The organism is Devosia sp. Root413D1, assembly GCF_001425235.1.
In the GTDB taxonomy this organism is placed as follows: Bacteria; Pseudomonadota; Alphaproteobacteria; order Rhizobiales; family Devosiaceae; genus Devosia_A.
The window spans coordinates 160981-174940 of sequence record NZ_LMEA01000013.1 but is presented as its reverse complement, the minus strand read 5'-3'; the positions used below and the strand labels follow the sequence as shown (position 1 = coordinate 174940).

General features: G+C 65.8%; 13 protein-coding genes. 11 read left to right on the top strand and 2 right to left on the bottom strand.

The features are described from left to right. The first annotated feature begins 1 nt into the window (after window position 1). From ASC89_RS26115 to ASC89_RS26065, 11 genes are all read left to right on the top strand, one after another. Window positions 2-2926, top strand: coding sequence for a methyl-accepting chemotaxis protein (locus tag ASC89_RS26115; protein ID WP_056003527.1), 2925 nt, complete (start codon window positions 2-4; stop codon window positions 2924-2926). A 409-nt stretch (window positions 2927-3335) separates the two neighbouring features. Beyond that, entirely contained in the window at window positions 3336-5756 is a 2421-nt protein-coding gene (locus ASC89_RS26110) for a methyl-accepting chemotaxis protein (RefSeq protein ID WP_056003524.1), read from the top strand. A gap of 131 nt (window positions 5757-5887) precedes the next feature. Continuing rightward, window positions 5888-6187 carry an antibiotic biosynthesis monooxygenase gene (locus ASC89_RS26105; RefSeq protein ID WP_156384782.1) on the top strand — a complete coding sequence of 100 codons (300 nt, stop codon included), beginning with the start codon at window positions 5888-5890 and terminating at the stop codon, window positions 6185-6187. Continuing rightward, window positions 6159-6536, top strand: a complete 378-nt coding sequence (locus ASC89_RS26100; protein ID WP_082528508.1) for a DUF1801 domain-containing protein — start codon at window positions 6159-6161, stop codon at window positions 6534-6536. Before ASC89_RS26105 ends, ASC89_RS26100 begins: the two co-directional genes overlap by 29 nt. Before the next feature lie 42 nt (window positions 6537-6578). Further along, entirely contained in the window at window positions 6579-6941 is a 363-nt protein-coding gene (locus ASC89_RS26095; RefSeq protein ID WP_082528507.1) for a methylglyoxal synthase, read from the top strand. Between the two features lie 148 nt (window positions 6942-7089). Then, entirely contained in the window at window positions 7090-7872 is a 783-nt protein-coding gene (locus ASC89_RS26090) for an ABC transporter ATP-binding protein (RefSeq protein WP_056003521.1), read from the top strand. Continuing rightward, window positions 7872-8576, top strand: a complete 705-nt coding sequence (locus ASC89_RS26085; RefSeq protein ID WP_055886819.1) for an ABC transporter ATP-binding protein — start codon at window positions 7872-7874, stop codon at window positions 8574-8576. Before ASC89_RS26090 ends, ASC89_RS26085 begins: the two co-directional genes overlap by 1 nt. 5 nt (window positions 8577-8581) lie before the next feature. Next, a complete protein-coding gene (locus tag ASC89_RS26080) occupies window positions 8582-9583 on the top strand; it encodes a branched-chain amino acid ABC transporter permease (protein ID WP_055886816.1) in 1002 nt (333 codons plus the stop codon). Continuing rightward, window positions 9580-10869 carry a branched-chain amino acid ABC transporter permease gene (locus ASC89_RS26075; protein WP_056003518.1) on the top strand — a complete coding sequence of 430 codons (1290 nt, stop codon included), beginning with the start codon at window positions 9580-9582 and terminating at the stop codon, window positions 10867-10869. Before ASC89_RS26080 ends, ASC89_RS26075 begins: the two co-directional genes overlap by 4 nt. Before the next feature lie 84 nt (window positions 10870-10953). Beyond that, entirely contained in the window at window positions 10954-11493 is a 540-nt protein-coding gene (locus ASC89_RS26070; protein ID WP_082533612.1) for an MbcA/ParS/Xre antitoxin family protein, read from the top strand. Next, window positions 11490-12146, top strand: a complete 657-nt coding sequence (locus ASC89_RS26065) for an RES family NAD+ phosphorylase (protein ID WP_056003927.1) — start codon at window positions 11490-11492, stop codon at window positions 12144-12146. The genes ASC89_RS26070 and ASC89_RS26065 overlap by 4 nt, the downstream gene beginning before the upstream one ends. Window positions 12147-12302: 156 nt before the next feature. On the opposite strand, the gene ASC89_RS26060 is transcribed toward ASC89_RS26065, so the two are convergent. Both ASC89_RS26060 and ASC89_RS26055 read right to left on the bottom strand, forming a co-directional pair. Continuing rightward, the gene (locus ASC89_RS26060; RefSeq protein WP_056003515.1) at window positions 12303-12950 is read right to left on the bottom strand and encodes a TetR/AcrR family transcriptional regulator; all 648 of its coding nucleotides are present in this window, start codon (window positions 12948-12950) and stop codon (window positions 12303-12305) included. A gap of 33 nt (window positions 12951-12983) precedes the next feature. Further along, on the bottom strand, window positions 12984-13919 hold the full coding sequence (locus ASC89_RS26055; protein ID WP_056003512.1) for an SDR family oxidoreductase: 936 nt from the start codon (window positions 13917-13919) through the stop codon (window positions 12984-12986). Window positions 13920-13960 lie beyond the last annotated feature (41 nt).

Sequence of the window (13960 nt, the reverse complement as noted above, 5' to 3'; positions counted from 1 at the left end):
AATGCGCAAACTCACCCGGACCATAGCCGCTCTCGTCATCGGGGCCCTGCCGCTTGCCGGCGGGCTCTATCTGGGGTGGCAAACGACGGCCCAGATCGAGGCGGCGCAACGCGAGGCCGATGGGGTGCGCTATGCCGGGCTGGTGCTGCCGGAACTGGTCGGGCTCGCCCGGGACGGCGCGCTGCCGGCGGCCGATCCGGCGCTCGCCGAGGCGGCGCGGAGCGGCGATGCGCAATTCGGCACGGCCTCGCTGTCGCGGGCCTACGACGCGTTGAAGGCTGAACTGGCCGCCGGGGCGCATCCGGCGGCGGCGCGCAATGCCGCGGCGATGCTGGTGCAGCGTATCCATGACAGCTCCGGGCTCAGTGAAGATCCGGGTGCAGAGCAACTGATCGAGGTGCCGCAGGCGGCCAATGCGGCGCCGCTGTCGCCGGCACTGGTGCAGGCCACCCGCTATGCGGTCGCGGTGCAGCCGGCCGAGGTGGCGCGGCTTGAAGAGGTCTTGGCCGAGTTCCGCGCAGCGACCGCCGGCGGCGGGATTACCGCAGAGGGCAAGGCATACACCGCGGCGGCGACGGCGCTGGCAGAGCGGGTGGCGGCGGGTATTGCGGCGATCCCCGATGCCAGGGCGCGATCGGCTTTTGACTGGGCCGGGCTCGATGCGGCGCATGACGCGTTCCAGGATGCGGCGCTGGCGCTGGGCCGCGCCTCGGGCGCCGATATGCGGCAGGCACTGGAGCAGCGGATCGCCGAGGCGGGCGCGCGGCTCACCTGGATCGGCGGGATCAGCGCGATCCTGGCGCTGTTCGCGGGATTTGCGGCCTGGTTCGGGTTGGGGCGGTTGGGTCAACCGGCGATTAAGGAAGCTTCCCTATCGTCGGTGATGGGGATGAGCGGGGATGCCGGGCACGAAAGCCACGGCGACATGGGGGCTAGAATGGCCACGACCTCTTCGCAGAGCACAATCAATTCGAAGACTCTGGGCGGGCTGACGCTCACCACGACGATTTCGGCAATGGTGTTCCTCGCGGTCACCGTGGCCATCGCGACCGTGCTGTTCGCCGTGTGGACGATGCTTGCCGCCAATACGCGAGACACCGCCAACGAGCGGCTTGCGGCAGACCTCAGGATTGCCGCGGCGATCCTCGAGGTGAACCTGCCGAACTCCGACATCTTCTGGAACGAGGCGGGCGAGCTCGAGAAGATCGAAGCCAAGGCGATGCCGAAATTCCGCAACCACGACCTGATCGACACGATCGGGCGAGTGACCGGCGATACGGCGACGCTGTTCGTGTTCGACGCGGAAACCCAGGATTTCACACGCAAGTCGACCACCATCCTCGACGACAAGGGCGAGCGGATCCTCGAGACGCCGCTGGCGCGCGACGGCGCGGCCTATCCGGTGGTGCTTGCCGGCGGCACCTACCAGGGCGAGGCCAACGTATTGGGCGTTCCCTATTATGCCATCTACCGGCCGATCCAGAACCTCAACAACGAGGTGATCGGGCTCATCTATGTCGGCATTCCGAAGGCGGAGATCGATGCGACGGCCAGTGAGGGGCTGCAGCTGCTGGCGCTGGTTGGTGCGGTGGCGGTGCTGGTAATCGGAGCGCTCTCGGTGTTTGCGGCGTCGCGGCTGATGCGGCCGGTACCGGTGCTGTCGAAAAGCATGCGGCTGGTGGCCGGCGGCGCGCTCGAAACGGCAATTCCCTATACGGGCCTCCGCAACGAAATCGGCGAGATGGCGCGCAATGTCGAGGTGTTCCGCGCCAATGCACTGAAGGTGCAGGAGCTGACCGAGGACGAGCGCCTGGCGCTGGAGCAGCGCCGGGCCGAGCGGGCCGAGATGATGCAGTCGCTGCAGCAGAGCTTTGGCGACGTGGTGGATGCCGCGACCTCAGGCGATTTCTCGCGGCGGGTGGCCACCCGCTTTGCCGACGAGGAGTTGAACCGGCTGGCCGGAAGCGTCAACACGCTGGTCGGGACGGTGGAGCGGATCATCGGCGATACCGGCGCGGCGCTGGCGGCACTGGCCGATACCGACCTGACGCACCGCATCGAGGGCAGCTATGAGGGCGCCCTTGGGCAGTTGCGCGACGATACCAACGAGGTGGCGGAAAAGCTCAGCCACATCGTCTTGACGCTGAAGCAGACCTCGCGCTCGTTGAAGACGGCGACGGGCGAGATCCTCTCGGGCGCCAACGATCTCTCGGAGCGGACGACGCGGCAGGCAGCGACGATCGAGGAGACCAGCGCGGCGATGACGCTGCTGGCCGACACGGTGCGGGCCAATGCCGAGAAGGCCGAGGACGCACGGCATGTCGCCGAGGACGTCAGCCGCACTGCGGAAGCGGGCGGCGCTGTGATGCAGCAGGCCAATGTGGCGATGGAGCGGATCACCCAGTCATCGGCGAAGATCTCCAACATCATCGGCATGATCGACGACATCGCCTTCCAGACTAACCTGCTGGCGCTCAACGCCTCGGTCGAAGCAGCGCGGGCGGGCGAGGCCGGCAAGGGCTTTGCCGTGGTGGCAGTCGAGGTGCGGCGGCTGGCGCAATCGGCAGCGCAGGCCTCGAGCGAAGTGAAGGTGCTGATCGAGCAATCGGGCACCGAAGTGCGCGGTGGCACCAAGCTGGTGGCCGAGGCGGCCGACAAGCTCGAAGCCATGCTGACATCGGCGCGCCGCTCCAATGCACTGATGGCGGCGATCGCCGACGACAGCCGGCAGCAGGCGGGCTCGATCGACGAGGTCAACGCCGCGGTGCGGCAGCTCGACGAGATGACGCAGCACAATGCGGCGCTGGTCGAAGAGATCAATGCGGCGATCGAGCAGACCGAGGCACAGGCCAGCGAAGTCGACGGCATCGCCGACATCTTCACCGTGAATGCCGGTGATGCCAGGCGGGCCTCCCGAGCGGCTTGACAGTCTCGCCGCGGCGCTGTCGCGGGTGAGCACACTCCAACTGTCCTAGAGCCATGCACCCAGCGCCATCGGTGAGCTTGCCACCAGAAGGGCCTTAAACTCGGTGTCATCCCAGCGAAAGCTGGGACCCATTCATCCGCTGGCGCCAGCTGCGAGTTGGGTCCCAGCTTTCGCTGGGATGACAGCCGGTGTTTGAGGCAACTTAGCGCATATGGGCGAAGTCCGGGGTGACATGGTGGCGATGGAGAGACACCTGGCCCAAGCCCGTTATATTGCATTCGCAAGCCCTTCGATTCCCGCCTGAAACGTCGCCGTTTGACGCGATGTTAACGATGCCATGCTGTCATTGTCGTCGAGACGCAGGACGCATTTCAGCTCGTCGACACTCCAGAAGGACTACGACCCCTCCATGCCCGCCAAGACCAAATTCAAGCTGCCGTCGCTGAAGCTTCGGGGCTCAATCATTCTTGCCGCCGCCGCCATCTTCACGGTCGCGATCGGCGCATCGCTCTATTACGTGGTCTCCAGCAACCGCGCCCAGGACCTGGCGCAGGCCGACGAAGTGGTCGGCGGGCTGGCCGAGACGCAAGCCGAGTCGATCAAGACGTTCCTGACCGGCTTTGCGGTGGCGGCCGATTCGACGGCGCGCACCGCCGAGGCGCTGCTCGCCAACCACGATACGTCGCCGACCACCTATGGCACGATCGTTACCAAGCAGCTGGCAAGCCTGCCGGGGGCGCTGGGCGTCTACATGATGTTCTCGCCCGACTCGGCGCTCTATGCGCGCCCGACCTTTGCCGGCTCGCACTTCCTGATCAGCGGCAACCATGTCGGCATTCTCGCCGAGAACAAGGCGGACGGCACGGTGGGTTATGGTTCGCTCGACAGTCCGGCGGGCTTTGACAGCTGGTTCACCGGACCGCTGAAGGCGGGTGTCGCCGCGATCTCGGGCCCCGACAATATCGAGGGCAAGCTCTACACCAGCTTCACCAACATCATCAAAGATCCGTCGGACAAGGCCGTCGGGATGAGTGGCGTCGCCTTCGATTCGGCGGTGCTGGCCGCCAAGCTCGGCAGCGAGCCGCCGATGGGCAACGGCTTCATGGGCATCATCAACCAGCGCAATGTCTGGGTGCTGAACCCCGATCCCAAGCTGATCGGCACGGAAGTGACCGAGCCGTGGGCGCTCGAGGCGCTGAAAGCCATGGCCTCGTCCGAGACATTCTCGTCGACCGGCGAAGCCGCTGGCCAGACCTGGAAGATGAATGCCCGCAAGGTCGACCTGCCGGGCGCCGATGCGGCCTGGACGGTGGTCGTCGCCGTGCCGCAGTCGACGCTGCTCGCCGACTCCGAAGCGCAGCTCCTGAACCTCCTGATCGGCGGCGTGGTGATCTTTGCGCTCGGCCTTCTGGCGTTCGCCTGGCTCGGTACGGCAATCGCCAAGCCGATCAGCCGGATGACCGGGGTGATGCGCCAGATCGCCGATGGCGACTACGGCGTCGAAGTGCCGTTCGGCGCGATGCGCAACGAGATCGGCGACATGTCGAAAGCCGTCGAGGTGTTCCGCGCCAACGGCCTGAAGGTCGCCGAGATGACCGAAGCGGATGCGGCGCGGATCATCCGCGACCAACAGGCGCGCAGCGCCATGATGGCCGAGCTGCAGAAGGCGTTCGGCCAGGTGGTCGATGCGGCGGTGGCCGGCGATTTCTCGCGCCGGGTGGAAACCGAATTCCCTGATGCCGAGCTCAACGCCATTGCCGGCTCGATCAACAACCTCGTCGCGACCGTCGATCGCGGCCTCGGCGAGACCGGTGAAGTGCTGGCGGCTTTGGCCGATACCAACCTCACCAAGCGGATGGAAGGCCATTACGAGGGCGCCTTCGCCCGGTTGCGCGACGACACCAATGCGGTGGGCGACAAGCTCAGCCACATCGTCGGGCAGCTCAAGGAAACCTCGCGCTCGCTGAAGACGGCGACCGGCGAAATCCTCTCGGGCGCCAACGACCTCAGCGAACGCACCACCAAGCAGGCGGCGACGATCGAGGAAACCTCGGCGGCGATGGAGCAGCTTTCGACCACGGTGCTGCAGAATGCCGAGCGGGCCCGCGAGGCGAGCGAAGTGGCGAGCACCGTTACCCGCACGGCCGAAGAGGGCGGCCAGGTGATGGGCGACGCCAATGCGGCGATGGAGCGGATCACCCAGTCTTCGGCCAAGATTTCGAACATTATCGGGCTGATCGACGACATCGCCTTCCAGACCAACCTGTTGGCGCTTAACGCCTCGGTGGAAGCGGCGCGCGCCGGTGATGCCGGCAAGGGCTTTGCGGTGGTGGCGGTGGAAGTGCGGCGGCTGGCACAGTCGGCCGCCAGCGCCTCGAGCGAAGTGAAGGCGCTGATCGAGCAGTCGGGCACCGAAGTGAAAACCGGCTCGAAGCTGGTGGCGGACGCGGCAGCGCGGCTCGTCGCCATGCTGGAGGCGGCGCGCTCGAGCAACCTGCTGATGGACGGCATCGCGCGCGACAGCCGCGAGCAGGCCTCGGCGATCGAAGAGGTGAACACCGCGGTGCGCCAGCTCGACGAGATGACGCAGCACAATGCGGCGCTGGTCGAGGAGACCAATGCGGCGATCGAGCAGACCGACGGGCAGGTGAACGAGCTCGACCGGATCGTCGATATCTTCACCATCTCGGGCGCCGCGCCGCAGCGCGTGGTGCAGGTGGCGCCGCCGGCCCGCGGCATCAAGGGCCTGCAGGAGCGGGTGAAAAAGGCCGCGAGCTCGTATCTGAGCCAGGGCAATGCCGCGATCGACAAGGACTGGGCGGAGTTCTGATCCGCCCGGATTCTGCTTCGACAAATGCTGAGCGGCTCACAATTGTGAGCCGCCAGCGATAACCCTGACACTCGGTGTCAGGTGATGCATGCGAAACCCTCATCCGCGTTACAACGGAGAGGGTTTTGTTCATGACCCAGACACTCGAGCTCGTCACCTTTCGGCTGGCCCGCGGCAGCGGCCAGCAGTTCATCGATGCCAATGCGGCGATCAGCGACTGGCTGAAGCGGCAGCCGGGGTTCGTGTCGCGCCACCTGGCCGAGCGGGATGACGGCAGCTATGTCGACATCGTGTTCTGGCAGACGCACGAAGCCGCACTGGCGGCCAGCGGCAAAATGATGGAAGAGATGGCCCAGAGCGAGGCCATGACCATGATCGATCCAATGGGCCTCGAGATGAGCCATGGCACAATCCGACTCTCGGTCGACTGAAATGGTCGCCGACCTCCTGCAAATCGTACGGTCCTTCCCGCAACCCGTCGCGGATCTCGCGCAGAACCTGGCGCTGACGCTGCTCTCGGTGCGGCCAGACCTCGACGCCAAGGCTCGGCTCGGCTGGGGCTCGGTCAACTACCGGCACCCCACCGCCGGGTTCGTCTGCGCCATCTTCCCGATGGAGGATCATGTCTCGCTGGTGTTCGAGCATGGGCGGCTGCTGAGTTCGCCTTTGCTCGAGGGCGACGGCAAGCAGGTGCGCTTCATCCGGTTCGAACCGGGCACGCCGATCCCCGAGGACGAGATCGCAATCCTGCTTGCCGAGGCCATTGCGCTCAAGGCGTGAGCCGTGCAGAAAACCTCCGACGACTACCTCCGGAGATTTCCCATGGCGCGGATCGGGCTCGTGGCGCACGACGACAAGAAGGACGAACTGGTCGCCTGGGCGAAGCTCAACCGGGACAAGCTCGCCTTGCATGAGCTGTGGGGCACCGGCACCAGCGGTGGACGGGTGACCGACGGCACCGGGTTGCCGGTGACGCGGCTGCTCAGCGGGCCGCTGGGCGGCGATGCGCAGCTGGGCGCAATGATCGCCGAGGGCCGGCTCGATGCGCTGGTGTTCTTCCAGGATCCGCTGACCGCCATGCCGCATGACGTCGATATCAAGTCGCTGACGCGGCTGGCGACGCTCTACAACATTCTGTTGGCGCCAAACCACAGAACGGCCGACGCAGTGCTCGCGGCGCTTTGACCGTCTGGTCAAAGTCTCCACAACCCTATAATAGCCGCCCCCAATCGAAACGCGGTGCTTGGTTGACCGGTGTTTGTGCATATGCGCAGATGACCGCAAAACCGGCATAAGCCGCGAAGAAGAACGATTTCATCAGGACGGGGGCGGGGTGTCCTTCGACGCAGTCATCGACGTGAAGAACGTCAGCAAGCGCTTTGGCGGCTTGCGCGCAGTCAACGATTGTTCGCTTCGGGTCGAGCGCGGCTCGATCACCGGGCTGATCGGGCCGAACGGCGCCGGTAAATCGACGCTGTTCAACCTGGTCGCGGGCAATATCGTGCCCGATAGCGGGCAGATTGTCTTTGATGGCCAGGATGTTACCGGGCTGAAACCGCATCAGCTGTTTCACCGCGGCATGCTGCGCACCTTCCAGATCGCGCATGAATTCTCCAACATGACGGCGCTGGAGAACCTGATGATGGTGCCCTCGGGCCAGCCGGGCGAGAGCCTGGTCAAGACCTGGCTGATGCCCGGCGCCATCAAGCAGGCCGAGCGCTCGGTGCGGCAGAAGGCGCTCGACGTCATCGATTTCCTGAAGCTCGGGCATGTGAAGCACGAGCTCGCTGGGAACCTCTCGGGTGGGCAGAAAAAGCTCCTGGAGCTCGGCCGCACCATGATGGTCGACGCCAAGGTGGTGCTGCTCGACGAGGTGGCGGCCGGCGTCAACCGCACGCTGCTGCAGGATCTGGCCGCCAATATCGAGCGGATGAACCAGGAGCTCGGCTACACCTTCTTCGTCATCGAGCACGACATGGATCTGATCGGGCGGCTGTGCGACCCGGTGATCGTCATGGCGCAGGGCGAGAAGATCGCCGAGGGTCCGATGAGCGAGATCCGTGCCAACCCCGAGATTATCGAGGCCTATTTCGGCTCTCCGGTGGAGGCCGCGTAATGGCACTGCTCGACATCAAGGACGTCGTCGGCGGATACGGCGGCGCGCCGATCCTCAATGGCGTTAACCTCGCGATCGAACAGTCCGATATCGGCGTGATCGTCGGCCCGAACGGGGCCGGCAAGTCGACGACGCTGAAGGCGATCTTCGGGCTCTTAAAAGTCACCGAAGGCTCGATCAGCTTTCATGGCGAAGCGATCCAGAACTCGCTGCCGGACCGGCTGGTGCCCAAGGGGCTGAGCTTCGTGCCGCAGGAAAAGAACGTCTTCACCTCGATGAGCGTTGAAGAGAACCTCGAGATGGGGGCGTTCACCCGGACCGACGACTTCAAGCCGACGATGGAATGGGTCTACGACATGTTCCCGGTGCTGCGCGAAAAGCGCCGGCAGCCGGCGGGTGAGCTTTCTGGCGGACAGCGCCAGATGGTGGCGATGGGCCGGGCGCTGATGAGCCAGCCCAAGCTCCTCTTACTCGACGAACCGTCGGCAGGCCTCAGCCCCCGTTACGTGCTCGAAATCTTCGAGCAGATCGTCAAGGTCAACAAGGCGGGGGTCGCCATCCTGATGGTCGAACAGAACGCGCGGCAGGCGCTGGCCTTTGCCTCGCGCGGGTTCGTGCTCGCCACCGGCAAGAACCGCTTCACCGGCACGGGCGCCGAGCTCATCGCCGATCCCGAAGTCGCCAAGAGCTTCTTGGGGGGCTGACGGCAATGAATGAACTGATCTTCTTTTTCAACAACGTCGTCGTCGCCGGCGTGGTGCTGGGCTCGATCTATGCGGTCGGCGCCATCGGCGTGACGCTGATCTTCGGGATCCTGCGCTTCGCGCATTTCGCCCATGGCGACATGATGACCATGGGGGCGTTCATCGCGTTCCTGCTCGCCATGGCGGCAACGGCGCTGGGCATCACCACCCCGGTGGTGCCGACCGGCTTTCTGGTGCTGCCGCTGGCGATGATCCTCGCCGCGATCATCGCGCTGGGGCTCGACAAGGGGTTCTACGCGCCGCTGCGCAAACGCGGGGCACGACCGGTGACCATGCTGATCGCCTCGATCGGCGTGACGCTGATCATCCAGGGGATGATCCGGCTGTTCTTCGGTTCGGGCACCTACTCGTTCTTCGAGACCGAGCAGAAGCAGCTGGTGCGCATCCCGGTGCCGCTCGAGGGCGTCACCCGCACCATCAACTTCACCCAGCCGCAATTGCTGATGGTGCTCTGCACCGCGGTGGCGGTGCTGGCGCTGCACTTCTTCCTCACCCGTTCGCGGCTCGGCAAGGCGATGCGCGCCATGGCTGACAATGCCGACCTGGCGCAGGTTTCGGGCATCAACACCAAGCTGGTGGTGCGGGTAACCTGGATCATTGCCGGCTCGCTCGCGGCGATGGCCGGCACCATGCTGGCGCTCGACGTCAACCTGAAGCCGGACCTGGCGTTCAACATCGTCCTGCCGATCTTCGCGGCGGCAATCGTCGGTGGGCTGGGGCAATCCTACGGCGCCATCGCCGGCGGTTTCCTGATCGGCTTTGCCGAGACGCTGGCGATCTTCAACTGGTCGGTGCTGCTCAGGCCTGTGGCCGGCTCACTGCCGTTCGAGCTGCCGGCGACGCTGGCAATCGTGCCGACCGAGTACAAGCTGACGGTGGCCTTCGTGATCCTCGTGGTGGTGCTGCTGTGGCGCCCGACTGGTATCTTCAAGGGAGCCTCGACATGATCGCGCGTCGCTCCCTCGTGATGTTCGCCGGCCTGTTCGTGCTGTTCACGGTGATCGGCTGGTTCCTCGGCGCCGCCAATATCTCGCTGCTCCTGGTGCAGAGCTTTGCCTATGCACTGATCGCGCTCGGCCTCAATATCCAGTGGGGCTATGGCGGGCTGTTCAACTTCGGCATCATGGGCATGCTGATGCTGGGCGGCGCGGCCGTCACCTTCATCTCCTATCCGGTCAACGCGCAGTTCTGGGGCTCGGAAGGGCCGCTGATGCTGGGCAAGGCGCTGCTGGCGTTCCTCGCCGGGTTCCTGCTGGTCTGGGGGGCGCGGCACGCCGATCGCATCGGCATCAAGGGGCGGTGGAAGAGCGTCGTCACCGTTCTTGCCTGGATCGTCGCCTACACCGTCTATCGCAGCCAGATCGATCCGGCGGCGGCCTATATCGAGACTTCCGGCGGCGGCTGGGTCGGTGGGCTCGGTCTCCATCCGGTGCTCGGCTGGCTGTTCGGCGGGGTGCTGGCAGCCGGTGTCGCCTATGTGGTGGGCAAGATCTGCCTGGGGCTCCGCACCGACTACCTCGCCATCGCCACCATTGGCATCTCGGAGATCATCCGCGCGCTGCTGAAGAACATGGACTGGCTGACCCGCGGCACGCTGACCGTGTCGCCGATCCCGTGGCCAACACCGATCCCGCAGGACCTGCAGGCGCAGGGCGTGTCGATCTCGGAGTCGTTCATCTATGCGCGGCTGGGCTTCCTGGGCCTCGTGATCATCGTGCTCGCCGTTGCCTTCTTCCTGGTGCAGCGCGCCTATGGCGGGCCATGGGGCCGGATGATGCGGGCGATCCGCGACAACCACATCGCCGCGGCCTCGATGGGCAAGAACGTCACCCGGCGGCAGCTCGAGATCTTCGTGCTCGGTTCGGTGCTGATGGGCATCGGCGGCGCCATGCTGGTGAGCTTCCAGCAGATCTACGATCCGGGCGCCTATCAGCCGATCAACCACACCTTCCTGATCTGGGTGATGGTGATCGTCGGCGGGGCGGGCAATAACTGGGGTGCGGTGTTCGGGGCGCTGCTGATCTACATCACCTGGATGATCTCCGATCCGGTGTCGCAGTGGCTGTTCAACAACATCTCGAACTGGTCGACCGATATGGGCTGGGGCGCGATCCCAGAAATCCAGTCGCGCGCCAGCCAGATGCGAGTGTTCGTGCTCGGCGTGGTGATCACCATCGCGCTCCGCTACGCGCCGCGTGGCTTGATCCCGGAAGTGGTGCGGCGCGAGGCGTAGCGACAGGCTCGGGCCAGATCTGGAGGGTGTGCTTGTAAATTGTCTGGATTTGGACTATGTCTTGATCCGGACAAGGAGCGTATCATGCAGTTCGGGTTCCGTGAAAAGCCGCAGGCGGCGTTCGTACCGGCGAATGGCAGCGACGACATCGTCGATTTCGGCCGGTTCACGGCGCCCAACCGGCGCCGGCTGAGCGGGCCGGCGCTCCGGACGTTCCTCAACATCGCCGAGCTCTGGGGCCTCAATGAGGAGCAGCGGCGGCTGGTGCTCGGTTATCCCTCGCGCTCGACCTACCATCATTGGGCCAAGCTGGCGCGGGAGCTGCAGCCGTTCACGCTCGATCTCGATGCGCTGCTGCGCATCTCGGCGGTGTTCGGCATCCATCAGGCGCTGGGTGTGCTGTTTGCCGACGAGGCCGCAGGGGTGCGCTGGCTCAAGGGGCCGCATCTGGCGCCGCTGTTTGGTGGGCAGCCGCCACTGGCGCTGGTCACTTCGGGCACGCAGGACGGGCTGATGGCGGTGCGGCGCTTCCTCGATGCGGCGCGCGGTGGGCTTTACATGCCACCCAATGCGCTGGATGCGGCGTTCACCCCGTACGAAGACAGCGACATCGTCATCCGCTGATGCAGGCGCCCGCCCCGCAGCCGAGCCATCGGCTGATCCCGTCGCGATTTCCACCGATCGGGCTGTTCGACACTGTCGCCACCACCGCCGATGCCGAGGCGGTGATGGAGCTCGCCGGCTGGACCAATGACCGGCTGGTCAGGCAGCGGCTGGCGCGCCTGCCGCAGCACGAGTGGGTGTTCGGCCGGGCCAATTCCAGCATCGTCATGGCGGCGTTCCTGCATGCAGCGCCGGGCGGTTCGCGCTTCAACGGGCCGGAGCTCGGCGCCTGGTACGCCGCGGCGGCGCTGGTCACTGCGATCGCCGAGGTCGGGCATCATCTGAGGCGCGAAGCGCTGGCCCGCGGCACGGAGACGCTGCAGCGCACCTTCCGCAGCTATACGGCGCGGCTCGCGGGCAGCTATCGCGATATCCGCGGGAGCGAACCGGAGCTGCATGCCTCCGACAGCTATGCGGCGGGGCAGGCGTTCGGCGAAGGCCTGCGGGCTGCTGGAGAAGACGGCGTGCTCTATGACAGCGTGCGCCACCGCGGCGGCAGCAATGTCTGCGCCTATCGGCCGAGCCAGGTGCTCGACGTGGCGCAGGCGGAGCATCTGGAGGTGACGGTCAGCGCCCAAGAGAAGCGGATCGAGGCGAGGCGGCTGGGGGCGTGATCTCTGGTGCCGGTGCGGGCTGACCCCCACCCCTGTCCCCTCCCCGCAAGGGGGAGGGAGACCCTAACACTACCCCCTCAGTTTGCGTCTTCCTCCCCCTTGCGGGGAGGGATCAAGGGTGGGGGGCCACAGCCACCGGCGGCAGCAACCTACCCGCTAAGCAATACTGGCAAGGATCGCCCGCACCGCGCGGGGCAGGTCGCGTTCGATGTTGGGGCGGTGCCGGGCGAATTCCGGGCGGGACAGCACGCGCTCGGCGGCGGGCGCTGGATGGGCGCCCGGCCACATGCCGACGACCAGCGAGCCGATCATGGCCATGGCCCACAGTGCATCCTCGGTCGACGCTTTTGGCAATCGGGTGCGGAGTGCCGCGGCCATCTCAGCGGTCATGCCGCCCATGGTGCGCTTCACCATGACGATGGTGTCCTCCGAGACGTTGGCCTCGAGCGTGCTGGAGAGGATCGAAGCGAGGTGCGCAAACCGGGGCCGGGAGATGAACTGCTCGGTGAGGCAGCGTGCCAGCGCGTCGAGGTCGCCTGTGGGCGTTGCGGCGAGAGCGGCCGAGAGCGCCGGAACCAGGTGTTCCATCTCGGCGAGGAACAGGCTCAGCAATACCTCTTCGCGGCTCTCGAAGTAACGGTAGACATTGGACTTGGTAAAGCCGGCCCGGGCGGCAATAGCGTTGAGGCCGGCGCCGAGTGGGCCCTCGGCATCGAACAACTCAGCCGCCGCCGCGAGCAGGGTCTCGCGGCGTGCGCTGATCTCCTCGGGCTTTCGGGCCCGCTGGAATGTCGTCGTGGTCATCGGATGCTGTGGTGCGGCGCGCCGCGACCACTGTCAAGCCGCAACGCTGGCGCGATCGGGGAAGCGGATACCGGTCAGCTGCTCGGAGGCCTGCCACAGCCTGCGGGCAACCTCGAGGTCGGTCGACTGGGCTGGGATCGAGGCTTCGCCCGGGTATCCCCGGATCTCGAATAGCCCCCGCGGGCCATAGTAGCCGCCAGGTCTGGCATGGATGTCGGTAGCTGCCATCAGGGTTGGCAGCGCGCCTTGCGGCACCGGCTGGAACAGCATGGAGAGATAGCGACGGGCCAAGCCGGCTGGGCTCGAGTCACCCATGCCGTTGACGATCAGCTCGGTTCGCGCCACTCCGGGATGCGCAACCATACTCGCAATCCCCCAGCCATCAGCGTCGCTGCGCCGCTGCAGCTCGAAGCCGAACATCAGGCAAGCCAACTTGGTCTGGCTGTAGGCAACCATCGGCTTGTAGTCATGCTCGGACTGCAGGTTGGCGAAATCGATCCTGCCCCCTCGGGCTGCTACGCTGGCGAGCGAGACGACCCTGGGTGCTGCTGCCGCCACCAGAAGCGGCAACAGCAGGCCGGTCAGCGCGAAGTGGGACAGGTAGTTGGTGGCAAACTGCAGCTCGAGCCCGTCGGCGGTCAGCTCGCGCTGCGGTGGCGCCATGACGCCGGCATTGTTGACGAGGATGTCGAGATGGTCGTGCGCGCTGGTGAAGCGCTCGGCGAAGGCGGCGACATTGGCGAGAGCGGCGAGATCGAGACTCTCATACGACACCTTTGCACGCGGCACTTCGGCGCGGATGCGGGCGAGGGCGGCGGCGCCCTTATCGGCATTGCGGCCGGTCAGCACCACGTCGGCGCCGGCACGCGCCAACGCCAGTGCGGTTTCATAACCTAACCCACCGGTAGCGCCGGTGATGAGGGCAAGCTTGCCCGATTGATCCGGAATGTCCTTGGTCGACCAGCTCATGGCTGCACCTCAATAAGAGAACGATGGTCTGTAATTAAGAG